Below are 21785 nucleotides of genomic sequence, written 5' to 3'. Positions count from 1 at the left end.
ATATCGCCATTCATTTTATCACACAAGCCGTAAAGCCGCTGCCAACGCAAACGTTTTCGTTTATACTGCCGCGGTCTTTTTTTCTCTGTTAAGGCTAAATCACATGTCAACGTTGGGAACAGCTCTGCGCCCGGCAGCTACGCGAGTCATGCTGCTGGGTTCCGGTGAATTGGGTAAAGAAGTGGCTATTGAGTGTCAGCGCCTCGGAGTAGAAGTTATCGCCGTCGACCGCTACGCGAATGCGCCCGCGATGCACGTCGCACACCGCAGCCATGTTATCAACATGCTGGACGCTGCGGCGTTAAAAGCGCTGGTTGCGGCCGAAATGCCTGATTTTATCGTTCCTGAAATTGAAGCTATTGCTACCGACGCTCTGCTGGAGCTGGAAGCGCAGGGACAACGCGTGGTGCCGTGTGCGCGCGCAACAAAGCTGACGATGAACCGCGAAGGGATCCGCCGACTCGCGGCAGAAGAGCTTCAACTGCCAACCTCCGCCTACCGCTTTGCGGATAGTGAAGAGGCTTTCCAGCAGGCCGTACAGGAGATTGGCTTGCCTTGTATCGTCAAACCGGTGATGAGCTCATCCGGCAAAGGCCAGAGCTTTATTCGCACCGCCGACCAGTTGCCAAACGCGTGGGAATACGCGCAGCTTGGCGGGCGTGCCGGTAAAGGCCGGGTTATTGTTGAAGGCGTGGTCAATTTTGATTTTGAAATTACCCTACTGACCATCAATGCCATAGATGGGGTGCATTTCTGTGCGCCAATCGGCCATCGTCAGGAAGAGGGTGACTACCGTGAGTCCTGGCAGCCTCAGCAGATGAGCGACATCGCCCTGGCAAGATCAAAAGAGATTGCTGAGAAGGTGGTTACCGCCCTGGGGGGGCATGGCCTGTTTGGCGTTGAGCTGTTTGTCTGTGGCGATGACGTTATTTTCAGCGAAGTCTCTCCTCGCCCACACGATACCGGCATGGTGACGTTGATTTCGCAGGATCTTTCTGAGTTTGCCCTGCATGTTCGCGCCTTCCTCGGCCTGCCAATCGGTGAGATTCGCCAGTACGGCCCGGCCGCATCGGCGGTGATCCTGCCTGAATTGCAAAGCGATAATGTCACGTTCAACAATGTCGCCGGTGCGCTAGGCGGCGGCTTACAGGTTCGCCTGTTTGGCAAGCCGGAAATTGCGGGTAAACGTCGCATGGGTGTGGCGCTGGCAACGGGAAGCAACGTTGATGACGCTGTCGCAAGAGCCGTCGTGTCTGCTGCGCAGGTGAAAGTCGAAGGCTAAAAAAATAGCCCTCGATTAAGGGCTATTCACTCATTCAGCCCCGTGAACAGACGGGGCTTTTGAATGCCTTACAGCTTCGCGCCTTCAATGGCTTCACGGGCAAGCTTAGTGATGCGGTCGTAGTCCCCGGTTTCCAGCGCATCGGCCGGTACCAGCCAGGAGCCGCCGATGCACAGCACGCTTTTCAGCGCCAGGTAGTCACGGTAGTTAGCCGGGGAGATACCGCCGGTTGGGCAGAAACGCACCTGAGAGAACGGGCCAGCAATCGCCTGCAATGCTTTGGTGCCGCCGTTAGCTTCCGCCGGGAAGAATTTAAACTCTTTCAGACCGTAGTCCATGCCCAGCATCAGTTCAGATACGGTGCTGATGCCCGGGATCAGTGGGATGCTCCCTTCAGTGGCGGCTTTCAGCAGCGGCTCGGTCAAGCCCGGGCTGATAGCGAACTGCGCGCCGGCTTCAGTCACTTCTGCCAGCTGCTGTGGGTTCAGTACTGTACCCGCACCGATAATGGCTTCAGGCACTTCTTTCGCAATCGCGCGAATCGCGTCGATGGCACAGGCGGTACGCAGCGTTACTTCGAGCACGCGCACGCCACCGGCTACCAGCGCTTTTGCCATCGGCACCGCATGTTCCAGCTTGTTAACGACGATAACCGGAACGACCGGGCCAGTTTTCAGGATCTGTTCTGCTGTTGTTTTCCAATTTTTCATCTGAGTGCCTCTTAGCCACTTTTAATCTGTTTTCCGCGGGGCATATACCCGTCGCGGGCTTAAAATTTAATGCAGGTTGCGCCTTGTTCAGCGCCCGAAAGCTGTTCGCGCAATGCGCCGAATAGCTCGCGTCCGGTTCCTGTGCGCTCGGCGCTGAGATCCGGGTGATAAGCAGTGCGCGCCGCAAGTACGGCTTCATCGACAAGCAACGTTAGCTCGCCGGTCTGGCCGTTGACGCGAATAATGTCGCCATCCTGCACTTTCGCCAGCAGCCCGCCGTCATACGCTTCCGGGGTAACATGGATTGCAGAAGGCACCTTACCTGAGGCGCCGGATAGTCTTCCATCTGTCACCAGAGCAATTTTGAAACAGCGGTCCAATAATACTCCAAGCGGCGGCATAAGTTTATGCAATTCTGGCATGCCGTTGGCTTTTGGCCCCTGGTGGCGTACCACAACCACGCAGTCGCGGTCGAGTTTACCTGCTTCAAAGGCAGGTAATACGTCGTGCTGGCTTTCGAAGATAACAGCAGGGGCTTCAATCACCTGATTCTCAGCCGGAACAGCAGAGGTTTTCATCACCGCACGCCCCAGGTTTCCGCTAAGCACTTTCGTTCCGCCGTGGCGGGAGAACGGTTTTTCCATGGTGGCAATCACGTCACCATCCAGCGGCTGGCTGGCACCTTGACGCCATGCCAGCTGGCCGTTATCCAGCCACGGTTCCATGGTGTAATGATGCAGGCCAAAACCAGCAACGGTATTGACGTCTTCATGCAGCAGCCCGCCTTTCAGCAGTTCACGCATCAGTACCGGTACGCCACCCGCCGCCTGGAAATGATTAATATCCGCCGGGCCGTTCGGGTATAAGCGCGCCAGCAGCGGCACTATCTCGGAGATGTCGGAGAAGTCGTCCCAGTTAATGATGATCCCGGCGGCACGAGCCATTGCGACAAGGTGCATGGTGTGGTTAGTGGAGCCCCCGGTTGCCAGCAGCGCGACGATGCCGTTTACCACGACTTTCTCGTCAATCATTTTCCCTATCGGCATCCATTCGTTTCCGTTGCCGGTCAAGCGGGTCACCTGACGCGCCGCGGCATCCGTCAGCGCATAGCGCAGTTCAGCGTCTGGCTGGACAAACGAAGATCCCGGCAGCTGCATACCCATAAACTCAACAACCATCTGGTTAGTATTCGCCGTACCGTAAAAGGTGCAGGTTCCCGGCGCATGATAAGAAGCGGCTTCCGCTTCCAGCAGCGCGAGCCGGTCTACTTTACCTTCAGCATAAAGCTGGCGAATGCGAACTTTTTCTTTGTTAGGTAAACCACTGGCCATCGGGCCCGATGGCACAAAGACCGCCGGTAGATGCCCAAAGGACAGCGCGGCCATCGTCAGCCCCGGAACAATTTTGTCGCACACGCCGAGGTAGAGCGCGCCGTCAAACATGTTATGAGATAGACCAATAGCGGTAGACATGGCAATGATTTCGCGGCTCAGCAACGACAGTTCCATACCATCCTGCCCTTGGGTTACCCCGTCACACATCGCAGGTACCCCGCCTGCAACCTGCCCTACCGCGCCCACGGCGTGCAGCGCTTTACGAATCTGTTCAGGGTAATGTTCATACGGCTGATGGGCAGACAGCATGTCGTTGTAGGACGTGATGATCGCAATATTGTTACGCAACATGCTTTTCAGCGCCGCCTTATCGTCCGGCTGGCAGGCAGCAAAACCATGCGCCAGATTACCGCAGGCGAGCTCCGAGCGGTGAACGGTCTTACTCCTGGCCTTTTCAATACGTGCCAGATAGGCTTCACGCGTTGGGCGAGAGCGTTCGATAATACGCGATGTTACCCGTAACAAATTTGGATTCATAAAAATTCCTCAGAAAGTGGCTGTTCTCCCGTTTTCTCTTAGTCATGTCCGGAGTGGGTGATAATACCCTCACAACCCGTTAACCTTGACCTCGGGAGCAAAATCGCTTCAGCTAGTGTAAATAAAAAAGCCCCGCGGGTGAATCCACGCGGGGCTTTTATTCATAAAAAACTATGCCACTTCTGTGTTAGATCATGTTACCGGTAAAATAAAGACGGATTTGTTATCACCTGTTTACCGACAACGTTCTCCCGTGTTACTCAAATTCGTTCCACGAGTGCCCGTCACGGGTAATCATTGCCACGGAAGCTACCGGCCCCCAGGTCCCTGCCTGATAAGGTTTCGGGGCGTCGTTATCCGCAGCCCAGGCTTCGGTGATGGAGTCGACCCATTTCCACGCCTCTTCAACTTCATCGCGACGAACGAACAGCGCCTGAATGCCCCGCATGGTTTCCAGCAGCAGGCGTTCATAGGCATCTGCCAGATGAGACTCGTTGAAGGTCTCGGAGTAGCTCAGATCCAGCTTGGTGGTTTGCAGGTTATGCTTATGCTCCAGGCCCGGCACTTTATTCAGGATCTGAATATCCACGCCCTCATCCGGCTGAAGACGGATGGTCAGCTTGTTCTGCGGCAGCTCCTGCCAGGAATCTTTAAACAGATTCAGCGCAGGATTTTTGAAGTAAACCACGACTTCTGAACATTTGGTTGGCAAGCGTTTACCGGTACGCAGGTAGAACGGTACGCCCGCCCAGCGCCAGTTATCAATATCCACACGAATCGCCACGAAGGTTTCGGTCGCGCTGGCTTTATTAGCGCCCTCTTCTTCCAGGTAGCCCGGCACTTTTTTGCCCTGAGCAAAGCCTGCGATGTACTGGCCACGCACGGTTTTATCACGCACGTTGGTACGGTCAATGCGGCGCAGCGACTGCAGTACCTTCACTTTCTCATCACGGATATGGTCTGCGGTCAGATCGGACGGCGGAGACATGGCAATCATGCAGAGAATTTGCAGCAGGTGGTTCTGGATCATGTCGCGCATCTGCCCGGCCTGATCGAAGTAACCCCAACGGCCTTCAATCCCCACTTCTTCGGCCACGGTAATTTCTACGTGGTCGATAGTGCGGTTATCCCAGTTGTTGGCAAACAGGGAGTTCGCAAAACGCAGAGCCAGTAGGTTAAGAACGGTTTCTTTGCCCAGGTAGTGGTCGATACGGTATACCTGACACTCTTCGAAGAACTCACCGACCTGGTCATTGATCTCCTGGGAGGTTTCAAGGGAGGTACCAAGCGGCTTTTCCATCACGACACGCGCGGGTTTGGCGTTCAGCTTTGCTTTACCCAACCCTTTGCAGATGGCGCCGAAGGTGCTTGGCGGCATCGCGAAGTAGTTTATGGTTACGCGATTCTGCTGATCGAGCATTTTCCCCAGCTTGGTGAACGCGGAGGTATCGTTAACGTCGAGGTTACAGAAATCCAGACGACCGCTCAGTTTGTCCCACAGGCTCTCGTCAATCTTCTCTTTCATGAAGGTTTCGAGGGCTTCGCGTACCACTTTGGTGTACGCCTCTTTATCCCACTCCGCACGGCCAACACCAAGAATTCGGGTTTCCGGGTGGATTTGACCCGCTTTTTCCAGCTGATACAGGGATGGCAACAGTTTCCGGCGCGCCAGGTCGCCTTTTGCACCGAAAATGACCAGATCGCACGCCTGGGCTGTTTGCGTTACCGCCATGTTTGTCTCCTCGTTTCGGATATCCCGGCTGTTACCGACCCCGGAGGGCACAGATAGCATTAAGCCAGGCAAGTCTTGTAATTTTATTACGCTGCAATGTACTGCTTTTGCTGAATTGACGACAACCGTTAACCCCGGTTTGATCGCCTCATTTGCTAACTTTTCCCACAATGCCGCACTAAAGTGTCATTCCGTGCCGTTTTTTTACGCGATGTAACCGTTGCCAAAGTTAGACACCGATCATGTAATGAAAAAAAACAACAACATTAATGCAGTGACTCGCCCTTTCACATTTTAGCGAGAGTATATTCTTGCTAAATCGGCCCACGATTTCTTCTTTTGCTGAAATCGCTAAAACCCATGAGTGCCCGTCTTTATGAATATGCTGGAAAAAATCCAGTCTCAGCTGGAACACCTTAGCAAATCGGAACGCAAAGTCGCAGAAGTGATTCTCGCCGCTCCTCAGGATGCCATTCACTCCAGCATCGCTACGCTTGCCCGCAGCGCTGACGTCAGCGAGCCTACCGTTAACCGCTTCTGCCGCCGCCTCGAAACCAAAGGCTTCCCGGACTTTAAATTACACTTAGCTCAGAGTCTGGCGAATGGCACGCCGTATGTAAACCGGAATGTTGATGAAGATGATAGCGTCGAGTCCTACACCGGCAAGATATTTGAGTCCGCAATGGCGAGCCTTGACAGGGTTCGCCAGTCGCTGGATATGTCAGCCGTCAATCGCGCCGTCGATCTGCTCACCCAGGCAAAGAAAATTGCCTTCTTTGGCCTGGGCTCTTCAGCCGCGGTGGCCCACGACGCCACAAACAAATTCTTCCGCTTTAATGTACCGGTCATTTACTCAGATGACGTCGTTATGCAACGTATGAGCTGTATGAATTGTACCGAGCAGGACGTTGTGGTGCTTATCTCCCACACTGGCCGCACCAAAAATCTGGTTGAACTTGCGCAGTTGGCGCGTGAAAACGATGCCATTGTCCTCGCCATCACCTCTGAGGGCAGTCCGCTTGCCCGCGAGGCCACGCTTTCATTGCTGCTTGATGTCCCTGAGGATACCGATATCTATATGCCAATGGTGTCTCGTCTCGCGCAGCTAACCGTCATTGACGTGCTGGCAACGGGTTTTACTTTGCGCAGAGGGGCAAAATTCAGGGATAACTTGAAGCGAGTCAAGGAAGCGCTCAAAGAATCGCGCTTTGATAAAGAACGCCTTATCTCTGGCGATGAACGTTAAATTTTGATAACAAAGTTGTAACTTATTAGTCTATTCGGTTACGTTGTCATGGGTGCTCACAGCGTCCCCTGACCCACCGAGTTTTGTTCACGCAACACCAAGTTGTTTCAGTCAACGGAGTAATACATGTCCAGACGGCTACGTAGAACCAAAATCGTTACCACCTTAGGCCCGGCAACCGACCGCGATAATAACTTAGAAAAGATTATTGCCGCCGGCGCTAATGTGGTGCGTATGAACTTCTCCCACGGCTCACCAGAAGATCATCAACTTCGTGCGGATAAAGTTCGTGAAATTGCCGCGAAGCTGGGACGCCACGTGGCGATCCTCGGTGATTTGCAGGGCCCAAAAATTCGCGTTTCCACCTTCAAAGAAGGCAAAGTTTTCCTCAACCTGGGCGACAAATTCCTGCTGGATGCCAACCTGGGCAAAGGTGAAGGCGATAAAGAGAAAGTTGGCATTGACTATAAAGGATTACCGGCTGACGTTGTCACCGGCGATATTCTGCTGCTTGACGATGGTCGCGTTCAGCTTAAAGTGCTGGATGTTCAGGGGCTGAAAGTATTCACCGAAGTGACCGTGGGTGGCCCACTGTCCAATAATAAAGGAATCAACAAACTGGGTGGCGGTCTATCTGCCGAAGCGCTGACCGAAAAAGACAAAGCGGACATCATTACCGCCGCCAAAATCGGCGTGGACTACCTGGCCGTCTCCTTCCCTCGCTGTGGCGAAGACCTGAATTATGCCCGCCGCCTGGCGCGCGATGCGGGTTGCGATGCGAAAATTGTAGCGAAAGTTGAGCGTGCGGAAGCCGTCTGCGATGAAGCGGCAATGGACGATATTATCCTCGCCTCGGACGTTGTGATGGTGGCGCGTGGTGACCTTGGCGTTGAAATCGGTGACCCGGAACTGGTCGGTATTCAGAAGACCTTAATCCGCCGCGCCCGTAAGTTGAACCGTGCCGTGATCACTGCCACTCAGATGATGGAGTCGATGATCACCAACCCCATGCCAACCCGTGCGGAAGTCATGGACGTGGCAAACGCCGTGCTGGATGGTACCGATGCGGTCATGCTGTCGGCAGAAACCGCCGCGGGCCAGTACCCTGCAGAAACGGTAGCGGCTATGGCTCGCGTTTGCCTGGGTGCAGAAAAAATCCCAAGCATTAACGTTTCCAAACATCGTCTCGACGTGCAGTTCGATAACGTCGAAGAAGCTATCGCAATGTCCGCGATGTATGCCGCTAACCACCTGAAAGGGGTTACCGCTATCATCTCGATGACAGAGTCCGGGCGCACCGCACTGATGACATCCCGTATAAGCTCCGGCTTACCTATCTTCGCCCTGTCCCGCCACGAACGTACGCTTAACCTGACTTCGCTGTACCGGGGCGTAACGCCGGTCTACTTTGACAGCGTGAACGAAGGCGTGGTCGCCGCGAATGATGCGGTAAACCTATTGCGTGATAAGGGCTACCTTATCTCCGGCGACCTGGTTATCGTGACCCAGGGTGACGTCATGAGCACCATCGGCACCACCAACACCACCCGCATCCTCTGCGTTGAGTGATGTTTAGCGGGCACAGATAGCCTGCTGTCCACCTGAAACATCTTCACAAAATTAGCGGTGGGTGCCCTGGGGCATTCTCCGCTACGCTCACATTATCCCCTTCCATCGCCCTCGGGAAGTTATCACAAATTTGTTAACTTTCGACGAGGATTTAGTAAGCATTCTCTGTGTAAATTGACAGCATCCTTCGCAAATAAGGCTCGGCGTCTTTTGCGAAATATCGACCGATGTCGCGGCTATATTTGCCGAAACATCCTTCTCATACCCTCACAGGGACATTGACGATGCTGGTAATTATTCTTGCTTATCTGGGCGGCCTGTTAACCATTGCCAGCCCTTGCATCTTGCCGGTGCTGCCGTTTGTATTTGCCCGCTCCGACCAGCCTTTTGTTCGTGCCGGACTGCCGCTGCTGGCCGGTATGGCATTAACCTTTACGTTGTTTGCAACCCTTGCGGCCGTTGGCGGCGGCTGGGTGGTGGCGGCTAACCAGTATGGCCGTGGCATCGCATTAGTCCTGATGGCGCTGTTTGGCATCACCCTACTGTTTCCTCGCCTTGCCGATCGGATAATGCACCCGCTTGTTACCGCCGGTAATTCACTGTCCAACCGGGTAGCACCGGGCCAGCCCGCGGGGCCAGGTGGTTCATTTTTAGTCGGCATCGCTACCGGTTTACTGTGGGCGCCATGCGCTGGCCCTATCTTAGGACTGGTACTCACCGGAGCCGCGCTGCAGGGCGCTAACGTGGGCTCAACGCTGTTGCTGTTAGCCTATGCTGCAGGCGCAGCTACCTCGCTTGCGCTCGCGCTGCTGATTGGCGGCAAAGTCTTTAGCGCGATGAAGCGCTCTCTTGGCGTGGGGGAATGGATCCGCCGTATCCTGGGTGCCGGCATGCTGCTGGGCGTGGTCGCGATTACCTTTGGCTTAGATACTGGCGTTCTGGCTCGCCTGTCTACGGCATCCACCGGCGGGATTGAACAGTCTCTGGTTAAGCACCTGTCCCCGGACAGTACGACAGCGAACGCCCCCTCGCCCGCCTCCGTGGTGAAAACGTCTGACGATGACGCGATCCCAACGCTGACCGATGCGGGCGCAATGCCGCCACTTAATGGGGCGACCCGATGGCTTAACTCTCCACCGCTCACTGGCGAATCGCTGAAAGGCAAAGTCGTGCTGGTTGATTTCTGGACCTACTCCTGCATTAACTGCCTGCGCTCACTCCCGTATGTGAAGGCCTGGGCTGAGAAATATCGCGACCAGGGCCTGGTGGTCATCGGCGTGCATGCCCCAGAATTTGCCTTCGAACGCGACATAGGCAACGTCACCAAAGAGGCGAAAAAGTTGGGCGTTACCTACCCCATCGCCATTGATAACGATTACAGCATCTGGCGGGCATTTAATAACCAGTACTGGCCTGCGCACTACTTTATTGATGCCAATGGCCATATTCGTTACGAGCACTTCGGCGAAGGGGATTATGCGCAATCAGAGCGCGTCATTCAGGAACTGCTGCGCCAGGCTGGCGCAAAAAATGTTAATAGCAACATCAGCGCGGTTTCTGCCAGCGGCGTAGAGCAGGCAGCCAGTGGCCAGAATGATATTTCACCGGAGACCTATCTCGGCTACATGCGTGCGCAAAACTTTGCTTCAGGTGACGTAACCGGAGATAAGCCCGCAGACTACCGTCAGCCTTCCGCGCTGCCGCTTGATAGCTGGGGGCTCGAGGGAAACTGGACAATTAGCGGCGAGAGCATCGCGCTTAATCACGCTAATGGCCGGATTTTCTATCAATTCCATGCCCGCGATTTGCATCTTGTTCTCGGCCCGGGGACTGAAGGTAAACCGGTTCGTTTTAAAGTCACTATCGATGGCCAGGCACCGGGCAGCGTTCACGGCTCAGACGTCGCGCCAGACGGCAGCGGCACGGTGACCGAACAGCGCCTGTATCAACTCATTCGTCAGTCAAGCGGCAGCGGCGAGCACACCTTCAGCATCGAATTTGAAGATGCTGGCGTCAACGCCTATGCCTTTACGTTCGGTTAACCGGGAGGTTTGAGATGAAAACCACGATTGTTTCCTCCGCTAAGCGCAGCTTAGCGTTATTCAGCGCGCCTGTTCTCATTATCGCCGCGCTGGTTTTCCAGAACACCGCATGGTCTGAGGCGGAACCGGCGGTTGCTATTCCTGCGCCCTTGCAGGACGAGTCACCCACGGGCGCACACCTCGAAACCGCCGTCTTTGCCGGCGGCTGTTTCTGGGGCGTTCAGGGCGTTTTTCAGCATGTTAAAGGCGTGACCAGCGCAATATCCGGTTATACGGGTGGCAAGGCACGTACGGCGAATTATGAGACGGTGAGCATGGGGATGACCGGGCACGCTGAGTCCGTGCAGGTTATCTTCGACCCGGCAAAAGTCACCTATGGCCAGTTGCTGCAGGTTTACTTTTCCGTGGCGCATAACCCAACGGAGCTGAATCGCCAGGGGCCGGACTACGGTACACAATATCGTTCGACCGTTTTCCCGCTCAGCGACTCTCAGGCGAAAGTTGCAAAAGCCTATATTTCACAGCTTAACGCCAGCCACCGGTTCAGTGCCCCGCTGGTGACAACGGTGGAAGAGCATGCCCAGTTCTACCCCGCGGAGAAATACCACCAGAATTTCCTTAACGACAACCCGAACTACCCTTACATCGTTATCAACGACCTTCCTAAGGTTGAACAGCTTAAAAAACGGTTCCCCGCGCTGTGGAGCAAAGAGCCGGTACTGGTAAAATCCTGAAAAAAAACCGCGCCTGCTGTGCATTGGCGCGGTTTTTCCTTTAAGCAAAGTAAGCTACTTCTTCGTCTTCGGGAACAGTTCGTCCCGGCAGTAAGGCTCTATCTCGCCCTCTTTGCGGGTCTTTAAGAGTTTCAGGATCCAGGTGTACTGTTCCGGATGCGGGCCAACCAGCAGCTCCACCTCTTCGTTCATCCGGCGGGCGATGGTATGGTCATCGGCTTCCAGCAGATCGTCCATCGGCGGGCGGATAAAAATATCCAGCCGATGCGTTTCGCTGTTATAGACCGGGAACAGCGGAATGACTCGAGCACGACACACTTTCATCAGCCGGCCAATCGCCGGCAGCGTCGCCTTATAGGTAGCAAAAAAATCGACGAACTCACTGTGTTCAGGCCCGTGATCCTGGTCCGGAAGATAGTAGCCCCAATAGCCCTGACGTACCGAACTGATAAACGGTTTGATGCCGTCGTTGCGAGCGTGCATACGGCCACCAAAGCGGCGCCGGACGGTATTCCAGACATAGTCAAACAGCTGGTTGCCCTGATTGTGGAACATCGCCGCCATTTTCTGGCCTTCAGAGGCCATCAGCATCGCAGGGATATCTACCGCCCAGCCGTGGGGCACCAGGAAAATCACGTTTTCCCCTTGCGCACGGATCTCATCCACGATTTCTTTGCCGTGCCAGTCCACACGCGTCATCACTTTCTTCGGATCGCGCAGGCCCAATTCAGCCATCAGGACCATTGCCTGCGGCGCGGTGGCAAACATGCGGTCAATGACGGCCTCGCGCTGGTCTTCAGGCATTTCAGGGAAGCAGTAAAGCAGGTTGATTTGCGCACGGCGTCTGGCGCTTTTTCCCAAACGGCCCGCTAAACGCCCAATTTTACCCAGCAAAGGATCCCGGAGCCCCGGAGGCAGAAGCGCCAGTCCGGCAAAAGCGCCAACGCCAAGCCATGCTCCCCAGTAGCGCGGATGTAAAAAGGCTTTTTGAAATTCGGGGATAAACTCACTGTGGTTTTTTTTTGCTTTTTCCATGCGGCTCTCAATAGTTCGCCAGCGGCCTGGCGAGACGAATTTATCGTTATTTTAGCGGGGCGACGGGCGACAGACAAAAGAAAAAGCCGGTCACGAGTACCGGCTTTTCATTATGAGGCAGAATTAGTCAACGCGCAGCTGCGGCACGACAGCTTTCACCTGTGCCAGGTAATCACTGCGATCGGACCCGGTCAGACCTTCAGAACGCGGCAGTTTAGCCGTCAGCGGATTAACCGCCTGCTGGTTAATCCACACTTCGTAGTGCAGGTGTGGGCCAGTAGAACGCCCTGTGTTACCAGAGAGCGCAATGCGATCGCCGCGTTTCACTTTCTGCCCAGGTTTCACCAGCAGCTTCTTGAGGTGCATGTAGCGGGTGGTATAAGTGCGGCCGTGGCGGATAGCAACAAAGAAACCAGCGGCACCGCTGCGCTTCGCCATGACGACTTCACCGTCGCCAACGGCCAGCACAGGTGTACCCTGCGGCATCGCGAAATCGACGCCTTTATGAGGAGCAACACGGCCGGTTACCGGATTGAGACGACGTGGATTAAAGTTCGACGAGACGCGGAACTGCTTCACGGTTGGGAAGCGCATAAAGCCTTTCGCCAGGCCGGAACCGTTGCGGTCATAGAATTTACCGTCTTCTGCGCGAATCGCGTAGTAATCTTTGCCGTCGCTGCGCAGACGTACGCCAACCAGCTGACTTTGCTCACGCTTGCCGTTCAGCATTTCACGGGACATTAATACGGAGAACTCATCGCCTTTTTTTAGCTTGCGGAAGTCCATTTGCCACTGCATCGCTTTGATAACCGAGCTAATTTCAGCGCTAGTCAAACCAGCATCACGTGCGCTGGAAACAAAACTCGCGCCCACCGTACCTTTCAACACGCTATTAACCCAATCGCCCTGCTGGGTTTCGCTGCTCATTTTGAACGCGTTACCCGTACGGTCATAGGTTCGCGTTTCACGACGCGACATTTCCCAGGTCAGGCGCTGTAGATCGCCGTCGGCATTTAGCGTCCAGGAAAGCTGCTGGCCAATCTTCATATTACGCAGATCTTTATCAGCGGAAGCAAGCTGGCTAATGTCGCCCATGTCGATGCCGTACTGATTAAGGATACTGCTCAGCGTATCGCCGGTTGATACCACATATTCATGGACGCCAGCCTCACCGGAGGTCTTCTCGTCCAGCTCATCCTGCGGGATAGTGTCATCCTCAGCGTCGGGAGACTGGTCAAGAGGTTCACTGGCTTCCGGCAGCAGCGAATGAATCTGGCTTTTCTCAAGCTCGATAGTTTTGATTATCGGGCTGGACTGCGGATGGTAAATGGACGGTCGCCATACCGCGACCGCAAGCGTAAGAACCGTCAGGGACCCCAGCATAACGCGGTGGGGTCGTGACAAATTGTCAAATGCCATGGCGACAGAGCGGGCTATCTGTTGCACGTATTCACTTCCTCGTTAATCTCCTTTCAGGCAGCTCGCATACTGGTTCGCAAGTGCGGTCATAAACTGCATATAGCTGTTTTTACCCAACGCGACTCCCATGCCCAGAGGATCTAAAGTGCCGGAGCGAATGTTAGTGCCTCTGGCAACGGCGTTAATTACCGCTGGCCTGAATTGTGGTTCAGCAAAAACGCAAACCGCTTTATGCTCAACCAACTGTGTTCTGATTTCATGTAAACGCTGCGCACCGGGCTGTATTTCAGGGTTCACGGTAAAGTGGCCAAGCGGCGTTAAACCGTAGTGTTTTTCAAAGTAGCCATAGGCGTCATGAAAAACGAAATACCCTTTTCCTTTCAGCGGTGACAGCACGGAACCAACCTGCTTATCGGCGTCGGCTAAGCCTGACTCGAAATCTTTCAGGTTGGCGTCAAGTTTGGCTCGATTTTCGGGCATAAGTTCCACTAATTTATCGTGGATTGCAACCGCCGACAGCCGCGCCACTTCTGGGGAGAGCCAAATGTGCAAGTTGTATTCGCCGTGATGGTGATCTTCGTCACTCTTTGCAATGTGAACCGGTTCGTCACCGTGGTCATGGTCGTCGTCTTCGCCGCCTTTCATCAGCAGCGGTTTCACGCCGGCGAGTGCTGCCAGCTCAAGCTGTTTTGGTTCAGGAACCTGACGCACGGATTTTTGCATAAAGGCTTCCATCTCTGGCCCAACCCAGACAACTAAGTCCGCGCCCTGTAAGCGTTTTACATCGGACGGACGCAGCGCGTAATCGTGTTCAGAGGCGCCATCAGGCAGCAATACTTCTGTGCTAGTCACCCCGTCAGCAATGGCGGAGGCGATAAAACCCAGCGGTTTAATGGAGGCAACGACGGCGGCGTTGGCGCCGGTAGCGGCAGAGCCCCAAAGGGCGGCGGAAAATGCAGCGAAAAGAAGTGTCTTTTTATGTAACATAATGCAACTTATCATCGTGATAACCAGAATAATTGTGATATTATAACATCCGCTAACTTATGCAACCCCTGAAATTGTCATGACAAATTTGGTTGAACTCGAAAATATCTCGGTCTCTTTCGGCCAGCGACGCGTGCTGTCCGATATCTCACTTGCGTTGAAGCCCGGGCGCATTCTGACCCTGTTGGGGCCAAACGGTGCCGGGAAATCAACGCTGGTACGCGTGGTGCTTGGCCTCGTGACGCCTGACAAAGGCATCATCAAACGCGATCAAAATCTGCGTATCGGCTATGTGCCGCAAAAATTACATCTGGATGCCACCCTGCCGCTGACGGTCAGCCGCTTTTTACGCCTGCGTCCTGGTGTAAAGAAAGCCGATATTCTCCCGGCGCTGAAGCGTGTGCAGGCCGCGCACTTAATTGATGCCCCAATGCAAAAGCTGTCCGGTGGTGAAAATCAGCGCGTATTGCTTGCCCGGGCGCTGCTTAATGCCCCGCATTTACTGGTGCTGGATGAACCGACTCAAGGCGTTGACGTTAACGGTCAGCTGGCGCTTTACAATCTGATAGATCAATTACGCCACGAACTTAACTGCTCGGTGTTGATGGTCTCTCACGACCTGCATCTGGTCATGGCAAAGACCGATGAGGTGCTGTGCCTTAACCACCATATTTGCTGCTCAGGTACGCCAGAGGTGGTGTCGACGCACCCGGAATTTATTTCAATGTTTGGCCCTATCGGCGCTGAGCAGTTAGGCATTTATCGCCACCACCATAATCACCGTCACGATCTGCAGGGTCGCATCGTTCTGCGCAGAGGGAATGGACAGTAATGCTTGAATTGTTGTTACCCGGCTGGCTGGCCGGGATTTTACTTGCCTGTGCGGCGGGGCCACTGGGTTCATTTGTGGTCTGGCGCCGTATGTCCTACTTCGGCGATACCCTGGCACATGCTTCGCTGCTGGGCGTGGCGTTTGGCCTGCTGCTTAACGTTAATCCGTTCTATGCCGTTATCGCGGTAACCTTACTGCTTGCGGTTGGCCTGGTGTGGCTGGAAAAGCGCCCTCACCTCGCTATTGATACCCTGCTCGGCATTATGGCGCACAGCGCCCTGTCGCTCGGGCTTGTTGTGGTGAGCCTGATGTCGAACGTGCGCGTTGACCTGATGGCCTACCTGTTTGGCGATTTACTGTCGGTCACGCTGCCGGACATTGTGTCCATCGCCGCAGGCGTAGTCGTGGTGCTTGGCGTGTTGGCGTGGCAGTGGCGCAGTCTGCTGGCGATGACCATCAGCCCGGACCTCGCCCACGTCGACGGCGTGAATCTGCAGCGCGTGAAAATGCTGCTGATGCTGGTAACGGCGTTAACCATCGGCGTCGCAATGAAGTTTGTCGGGGCGCTGATCATTACCTCTCTACTGATTATCCCGGCGGCAACCGCGCGTCGTTTCGCGCGTACGCCTGAGCAAATGGCCGGCTTTGCGGTCCTTATTGGTATCATTGCCGTTACCGGTGGGCTCGCTTTCTCCGCACTTTACGATACACCGGCGGGCCCGTCCGTTGTGCTGGCCGCTGCGGTATTGTTTATTCTCAGCATGGCAAAGAAACAGCCGGCTTAACCTTCATGTAGACACGAAAAAGGCGCCCGAAGGCGCCTTTTTTAATGCGGAATATTCACGGCTGAGCCGGTGGCACAATGCCAAAGTGCGTCCAGGCGCGTGGCGTGGCAATACGCCCACGTGGCGTACGCTGCAGGAAACCCTGTTGGATCAGGAACGGCTCCAGCACGTCTTCAATCGTCTCACGCTCCTCACCGATGGCTGCGGCAAGGTTGTCCAGCCCAACCGGGCCGCCAAGGAATTTGTCGATAACCGCCAGCAGCAGCTTGCGGTCCATGTAGTCGAAACCTTCGCTGTCGACGTTAAGCATATCCAGCGCCTGCGCCGCTATTTCTGCCGTAATCGCGCCGTCGTGTTTCACTTCGGCAAAGTCACGCACGCGGCGCAGCAGGCGGTTTGCAATACGAGGCGTACCGCGAGCGCGGCGGGCAACTTCCAGTGCCCCCTCCTCGCTCATCTCCAGCCCCAACACGCTGGCGCTGCGCCCGACGATATGCTGCAGATCGGCAACCTGATAAAACTCCAGCCGCTGCACAATGCCGAAACGGTCGCGCAGGGGCGAGGTCAATGAACCCGCTCGCGTGGTGGCACCAATCAGGGTAAACGGCGGCAGATCGATTTTGATCGAACGCGCAGCCGGACCTTCGCCAATCATGATATCGAGCTGATAGTCTTCCATCGCCGGATACAGCACCTCTTCCACCACCGGAGAAAGACGGTGAATCTCATCGATAAACAGCACGTCGTGAGGTTCAAGGTTGGTCAGCATCGCCGCCAGGTCACCCGCCTTTTCCAGCACCGGCCCGGACGTGGTGCGCAGATTAACGCCCATTTCATTGGCCACAATATTGGCAAGCGTGGTTTTACCAAGCCCCGGCGGCCCAAAGATCAAAAGATGATCCAGCGCGTCGCCGCGCAGCTTCGCCGCCTGGATGAAGATTTCCATCTGCGAGCGCACATGCGGCTGGCCGACATACTCTTCAAGCAGTTTCGGACGGATAGCACGATCGATTAATTCGTCCTGGGTGATGTTTCCTGGCGATACCAGGCGGTCTGCTTCAATCATCCTCTACCTCATAGCGCCGCGCGCAGCGCTTCGCGGATCAGGGTTTCGCTGTCGGCACCGGCCCGGCCCACTTTGCTCACCATACGGCTGGCTTCCTGTGGTTTATAGCCCAGAGAAACGAGCGCGGCAACGGCTTCCTGCTCCGCATCATCCGCCTGGCCGCTTTCCGGAGAGGTTAGCACCAGGTCAGCTGCAGGGGTAAACAGATCGCCATGCATGCCTTTGAAACGGTCTTTCATCTCAACAATCAGACGTTCTGCGGTTTTCTTACCGACGCCCGGCAGCTTGATAAGAGAACCAATCTCTTCGCGCTCAACGGCATTCACAAACTGCTGGGCAGACATGCCGGAAAGAATAGCCAGCGCCAGTTTTGGCCCAACGCCATTCACTTTAATCAGCTCGCGGAACAGCGTGCGCTCCTGCTTATTATTAAAGCCATACAGCAGTTGAGCATCTTCACGCACCACAAATTGCGTAAACACCACCGCTTCCTTGCCGATTTCCGGCAGTTCATAGAAGCAGGTCATTGGCATGTATACCTCGTAACCCACACCGTTAGTTTCCAGCAATACCAGCGGAGGCTGTTTTTCCAGCACGATGCCTCTGAGTCGACCTATCACATTCTGCTCCTGCGTTTTAGCGTTGATGCGCGAATTATTAAACCTATGATATAAAAAAGGCTGGATAGATATCCAGCCTTAATTATTTTAATCGCCCCCGCGCCAGATTGAGCCTTGATTCGCTCATCTGCGTCGCGTTTTGCGTCACGTGGCAATGCGTAATGGCTATCGCCAGTGCATCTGCGGCATCCGCCTGCGGGTTGGCCGGAAGCTTCAGCAAGGTACGCACCATGTGCTGTACCTGACTTTTCTCCGCGCTGCCAATACCCACCACGGTTTGTTTGACCTGACGCGCAGCGTATTCAAACACCGGCAGGTCGGCATTTACCGCAGCAACAATTGCCGCGCCCCGAGCCTGCCCCAGCTTGAGCGCGGAATCCGCATTCTTCGCCATAAACACCTGTTCAATAGCAAAATACTCAGGCTGAAACTGGGTAATGATTTCGCTTACCCCCGCGTAAATTAGCTTCAAACGCGAGGGCAAGTCGGCGACCTGCGTTCGGATACAGCCGCTGCCAAGATAGGTTAGCTGCCGCCCGGTCTGACGAATCACGCCGTAGCCGGTCACGCGTGACCCCGGGTCGATGCCGAGAATAATCGCCATCACGCGTCTCCTGAACACAGGTCAGGGTTAGGCTGCCCCATTACAGAGTAGCCGCCACCTCATCGGAGATTTCACCGTTATGGTAAACCTCCTGCACATCATCACAATCTTCCAGCATATCGATCAGACGCATCAGCTTAGGCGCGGTATCCGCGTCCATATCCGCTTTGGTGGAAGGGATCATGGAGACTTCCGCGTTATCAGCCTTCAGGCCAGCCGCTTCCAGCGCGTCTTTCACGGCGCCCATTTCTTCCCACGCGGTGTAAACGTCGATTGCGCCATCGTCGAAGGTCACAACGTCTTCAGCACCCGCTTCCAGCGCCGCTTCCATGATTTGATCTTCGTCGCCGGCTTCAAAGGAGATAATCCCTTTTTTGCTGAACAGGTAGGCTACGGAACCGTCGGTACCCAGGTTGCCGCCGCACTTGTTGAATGCGTGACGAACTTCGGCAACGGTACGGTTACGGTTATCACTCAGGCATTCAACCATGACGGCTGAACCGCCAGGACCATAACCTTCATAAATGATGGTTTCCATGTTCGCATCATCATCACCGCCTACGCCGCGTGCAATCGCGCGGTTCAGGGTGTCACGCGTCATGTTGTTTGACAGCGCTTTATCAATAGCGGCGCGCAGGCGCGGGTTTGACCCTGCGTCTCCGCCGCCCAGACGGGCCGCGGTTACCAGCTCGCGAATAATTTTGGTGAAAATCTTACCGCGCTTGGCATCCTGTGCTGCTTTGCGGTGTTTCGTGTTGGCCCACTTACTATGACCTGCCATAACAATCTCCAAAAGCGCCTTTATCAGGCGGCATCAATTACAAACTCTTCAATCGCCTGCCGGTTGCTCCATGACTTGGTCATCAGGGCCGCCTCTTCGGCGGGCACCCATTTCCAGGCCAGATGTTCCGTAATGGTAATCTGGCGTTCATGAGGCAGCGCAAGACAGAACCATGATTCCGTATTACGCGTAATCCCCGGCGCATAGCGATGACGCAAATGAGTAAATATCTCAAACTCCACGCGGCGCTGGCAGTCCACTAAGGGAAGTGGCTCTTCGACCACGTCGATAGCGACCTCTTCCTTTACTTCGCGCTGAGCGGCCTGCAGCGCGCTTTCCCCTTCCTCGAGGCTGCCGGTAACCGACTGCCAGAAATCAGGATCGTCGCGCCGCTGTAACATCAGCACCCGTTTGGTATCCTGCGCGAAAATCACTACCAGAATCGAAACGGGACGCTTAAAGGTCATCAGTTTTTCTCAGCCTTTTTAACAACTTCAATACCCAGCTCGCTCAGGGATGCCGGATTAGCGAAGCTGGGTGCCTCAGTCATCAGACAGGCCGCGGCCGTGGTTTTCGGGAAGGCGATAACGTCACGGATGTTGTCGGTACCGGTCAACAGCATGGTCAGGCGATCCAGACCAAACGCCAGGCCCGCGTGCGGCGGTGTACCGTATTTCAGCGCGTCCAGCAGGAAGCCGAATTTCTCACGCTGTTCCTGCTCGTTAATGCCCAGAATACCGAACACGGTCTGCTGCATCTGGCCGTTGTGGATACGCACGGAACCACCGCCCACTTCATAACCGTTGATAACCATATCGTAGGCGTTGGCAATCGCGGTTTCCGGCTGCGCCGCCAGTTCATCCGGCGTCATGTCTTTCGGCGCGGTGAACGGGTGGTGCATCGCGGTCAGGCCGCCTTCACCGTTATCTTCAAACATTGGGAAGTCAACCACCCACAGCGGCGCCCATTTGTTTTCATCGGTGATCTGCAAATCTTTACCGATTTTCAGACGCAGCGCACCCAGCGCGTCTGCAACCACTTTCTTGCTGTCCGCGCCGAAGAAGATCATGTCGCCATCGGCCGCACCGGTGCGCGCCAGGATACCTTCCACGATGTCCGCGTTCAGGAATTTCGCCACCGGGCTGGTGATTCCTTCGATGCCTTTCGCACGCTCGTTAACCTTGATGTACGCCAGGCCGCGAGCGCCGTAAATTTCAATGAACTTGCCGTAGTCGTCAATCTGTTTGCGGCTGATTTGTGCGCCACCCGGCACACGCAGCGCGGCAACGCGGCCTTTGGCGTCGTTCGCCGGGCCGGAGAAGACTTTAAATTCAACATCTTTCACCAGGTCAGCCACGTCCACCAGCTCCAGCGGGTTACGCAGGTCCGGTTTATCGGAACCATAACGACGCTCGGCTTCGGCGAAGGTCATCACCGGGAAGTCGCCCAGGTCAACGTTAATGATGTCAGTCCACAGTTTACGCACCAAGTCTTCCATTACTTCACGCACCTGCGGCGCGGTCATAAAGGAAGTTTCAACGTCTATCTGGGTAAATTCTGGCTGACGGTCAGCGCGAAGATCTTCGTCACGGAAGCATTTAACAATCTGATAGTAGCGATCGAAGCCGGACATCATCAGCAGCTGTTTGAACAACTGAGGAGACTGCGGCAGCGCGTAGAACTTACCTTTATGCACGCGGGAGGGCACCAGGTAGTCACGTGCGCCTTCCGGCGTGGCTTTGGTCAGCATCGGGGTTTCGATGTCGAGGAAGCCGTGGTCGTCCATAAAGCGACGCACAAAGCTGGTCACTTTAGCGCGGGTTTTCAGGCGCTGAGCCATTTCCGGACGACGCAGGTCCAGGTAGCGGTACTTCAGGCGCGCTTCTTCCGTGTTGACGTGGTTAGAGTCGAGCGGCAGTACGTCGGAGCGGTTGATGATGGTCAGTTCGGTGGCGAACACTTCCACTTCACCGGTGGCCATGTCTTTATTTACGTTACGCTCGTCGCGAGCACGCACGGTGCCAACAACCTGAATACAGAACTCATTACGCAGTTCAGAGGCGAGCTGGAACGCTTCCTGACGGTCCGGGTCGAAAAACACCTGCACGATGCCTTCACGATCGCGCATATCAATAAAGATAAGGCTACCGAGGTCACGGCGACGATTGACCCACCCACTAAGCGTTACTTGCTGTCCCACATGGGATTGATTGAGCTGCCCGCAATATACTGTACGCATGAGATATCCCTTAATTAGCTGCACGCGACCCGCCACCTGCGACGGCAGGCGCTTTGGTGGCAGCTATTTCGACTGTCACAACTGGATGAAAAAAGGGGGCTATTATACTGGAAATAATGGCTGGCGATAACCCCGAAACCGCCGACTGGCGCGAATCGCAGCGCCGGTATTGCAGATTCTCACAAAAATTAACAAAATTTGTAAACTCAGTAACCTGGCTTCCAGCGTAAG

General features: G+C 55.0%; 19 protein-coding genes. 7 read left to right on the top strand and 12 right to left on the bottom strand.

Features of this window, described 5'->3' with window-relative positions:
* The first annotated feature begins 103 nt into the window (after nt 1-103).
* On the top strand, nt 104-1282 hold the full coding sequence (gene purT / locus VGM55_RS07220; RefSeq protein WP_154186657.1) for a formate-dependent phosphoribosylglycinamide formyltransferase: 1179 nt from the start codon (nt 104-106) through the stop codon (nt 1280-1282).
* Between the two features lie 68 nt (nt 1283-1350).
* Here purT and kdgA read toward each other — a convergent pair whose 3' ends face one another.
* From kdgA to zwf, 3 genes are all read right to left on the bottom strand, one after another.
* On the bottom strand, nt 1351-1992 hold the full coding sequence (gene kdgA / locus VGM55_RS07215; protein WP_154186655.1) for a bifunctional 4-hydroxy-2-oxoglutarate aldolase/2-dehydro-3-deoxy-phosphogluconate aldolase: 642 nt from the start codon (nt 1990-1992) through the stop codon (nt 1351-1353).
* Nucleotides 1993-2051: 59 nt separating this feature from the next.
* A complete protein-coding gene (edd, locus tag VGM55_RS07210) occupies nt 2052-3863 on the bottom strand; it encodes a phosphogluconate dehydratase (RefSeq protein ID WP_154186653.1) in 1812 nt (603 codons plus the stop codon).
* Between the two features lie 256 nt (nt 3864-4119).
* Nucleotides 4120-5595, bottom strand: a complete 1476-nt coding sequence (zwf, locus tag VGM55_RS07205; RefSeq protein WP_331635095.1) for a glucose-6-phosphate dehydrogenase — start codon at nt 5593-5595, stop codon at nt 4120-4122.
* Between the two features lie 376 nt (nt 5596-5971).
* On the opposite strand from zwf, the gene VGM55_RS07200 reads away from it, so the two are divergent.
* From VGM55_RS07200 to msrA, 4 genes are all read left to right on the top strand, one after another.
* Nucleotides 5972-6841 (top strand): MurR/RpiR family transcriptional regulator, encoded by an 870-nt coding sequence (locus VGM55_RS07200; protein ID WP_154186649.1) that lies wholly within the window; start codon nt 5972-5974, stop codon nt 6839-6841.
* Between the two features lie 126 nt (nt 6842-6967).
* Nucleotides 6968-8410 carry a pyruvate kinase gene (pyk, locus tag VGM55_RS07195; protein ID WP_154186647.1) on the top strand — a complete coding sequence of 481 codons (1443 nt, stop codon included), beginning with the start codon at nt 6968-6970 and terminating at the stop codon, nt 8408-8410.
* A gap of 284 nt (nt 8411-8694) precedes the next feature.
* On the top strand, nt 8695-10452 hold the full coding sequence (locus VGM55_RS07190; RefSeq protein WP_154186645.1) for a cytochrome c biogenesis protein DipZ: 1758 nt from the start codon (nt 8695-8697) through the stop codon (nt 10450-10452).
* A 14-nt stretch (nt 10453-10466) separates the two neighbouring features.
* On the top strand, nt 10467-11186 hold the full coding sequence (gene msrA / locus VGM55_RS07185) for a peptide-methionine (S)-S-oxide reductase MsrA (RefSeq protein ID WP_331635094.1): 720 nt from the start codon (nt 10467-10469) through the stop codon (nt 11184-11186).
* A gap of 54 nt (nt 11187-11240) precedes the next feature.
* Here the strand turns inward: msrA and lpxM are convergent, their stop codons facing one another.
* The 3 genes from lpxM to znuA form a co-directional block, all read right to left on the bottom strand.
* Complete coding sequence (lpxM, locus tag VGM55_RS07180; RefSeq protein WP_154186641.1) at nt 11241-12221, bottom strand: lauroyl-Kdo(2)-lipid IV(A) myristoyltransferase; 981 nt, start codon at nt 12219-12221, stop codon at nt 11241-11243.
* 123 nt (nt 12222-12344) lie between these two features.
* Complete coding sequence (mepM, locus tag VGM55_RS07175; RefSeq protein WP_331635092.1) at nt 12345-13667, bottom strand: murein DD-endopeptidase MepM; 1323 nt, start codon at nt 13665-13667, stop codon at nt 12345-12347.
* Between the two features lie 15 nt (nt 13668-13682).
* Entirely contained in the window at nt 13683-14627 is a 945-nt protein-coding gene (gene znuA, locus VGM55_RS07170) for a zinc ABC transporter substrate-binding protein ZnuA (protein ID WP_154186640.1), read from the bottom strand.
* 79 nt (nt 14628-14706) lie between these two features.
* Here znuA and znuC point away from each other — a divergent pair, with 79 nt between their 5' ends.
* On the top strand, nt 14707-15459 hold the full coding sequence (znuC, locus tag VGM55_RS07165; protein WP_154186638.1) for a zinc ABC transporter ATP-binding protein ZnuC: 753 nt from the start codon (nt 14707-14709) through the stop codon (nt 15457-15459).
* Entirely contained in the window at nt 15459-16244 is a 786-nt protein-coding gene (gene znuB / locus VGM55_RS07160; RefSeq protein WP_331635090.1) for a zinc ABC transporter permease subunit ZnuB, read from the top strand. The genes znuC and znuB overlap by 1 nt, the downstream gene beginning before the upstream one ends.
* Before the next feature lie 55 nt (nt 16245-16299).
* Here znuB and ruvB read toward each other — a convergent pair whose 3' ends face one another.
* From ruvB to aspS, 6 genes are all read right to left on the bottom strand, one after another.
* Nucleotides 16300-17310 carry a Holliday junction branch migration DNA helicase RuvB gene (gene ruvB, locus VGM55_RS07155; RefSeq protein WP_154186634.1) on the bottom strand — a complete coding sequence of 337 codons (1011 nt, stop codon included), beginning with the start codon at nt 17308-17310 and terminating at the stop codon, nt 16300-16302.
* Nucleotides 17311-17318: 8 nt separating this feature from the next.
* Nucleotides 17319-17930: a Holliday junction branch migration protein RuvA gene (gene ruvA / locus VGM55_RS07150; RefSeq protein WP_331635088.1), complete on the bottom strand. Its 612-nt coding sequence runs from the start codon at nt 17928-17930 to the stop codon at nt 17319-17321.
* 82 nt (nt 17931-18012) lie between these two features.
* Entirely contained in the window at nt 18013-18534 is a 522-nt protein-coding gene (ruvC, locus tag VGM55_RS07145) for a crossover junction endodeoxyribonuclease RuvC (protein ID WP_154186632.1), read from the bottom strand.
* Nucleotides 18535-18574: 40 nt separating this feature from the next.
* On the bottom strand, nt 18575-19315 hold the full coding sequence (locus VGM55_RS07140) for a YebC/PmpR family DNA-binding transcriptional regulator (RefSeq protein WP_154186631.1): 741 nt from the start codon (nt 19313-19315) through the stop codon (nt 18575-18577).
* A gap of 23 nt (nt 19316-19338) precedes the next feature.
* The gene (gene nudB, locus VGM55_RS07135) at nt 19339-19782 is read right to left on the bottom strand and encodes a dihydroneopterin triphosphate diphosphatase (RefSeq protein ID WP_154186629.1); all 444 of its coding nucleotides are present in this window, start codon (nt 19780-19782) and stop codon (nt 19339-19341) included.
* A complete protein-coding gene (gene aspS / locus VGM55_RS07130; protein ID WP_331635085.1) occupies nt 19782-21554 on the bottom strand; it encodes an aspartate--tRNA ligase in 1773 nt (590 codons plus the stop codon). The genes nudB and aspS overlap by 1 nt, the downstream gene beginning before the upstream one ends.
* Nucleotides 21555-21785: the final 231 nt, after the last annotated feature.

The organism is Cedecea sp., assembly GCF_036500665.1.
Taxonomy (GTDB): Bacteria; Pseudomonadota; Gammaproteobacteria; order Enterobacterales; family Enterobacteriaceae; genus Cedecea.
Note: the sequence above shows the minus strand (reverse complement) of the source record. Positions and strands in the feature narration are given on the sequence as shown.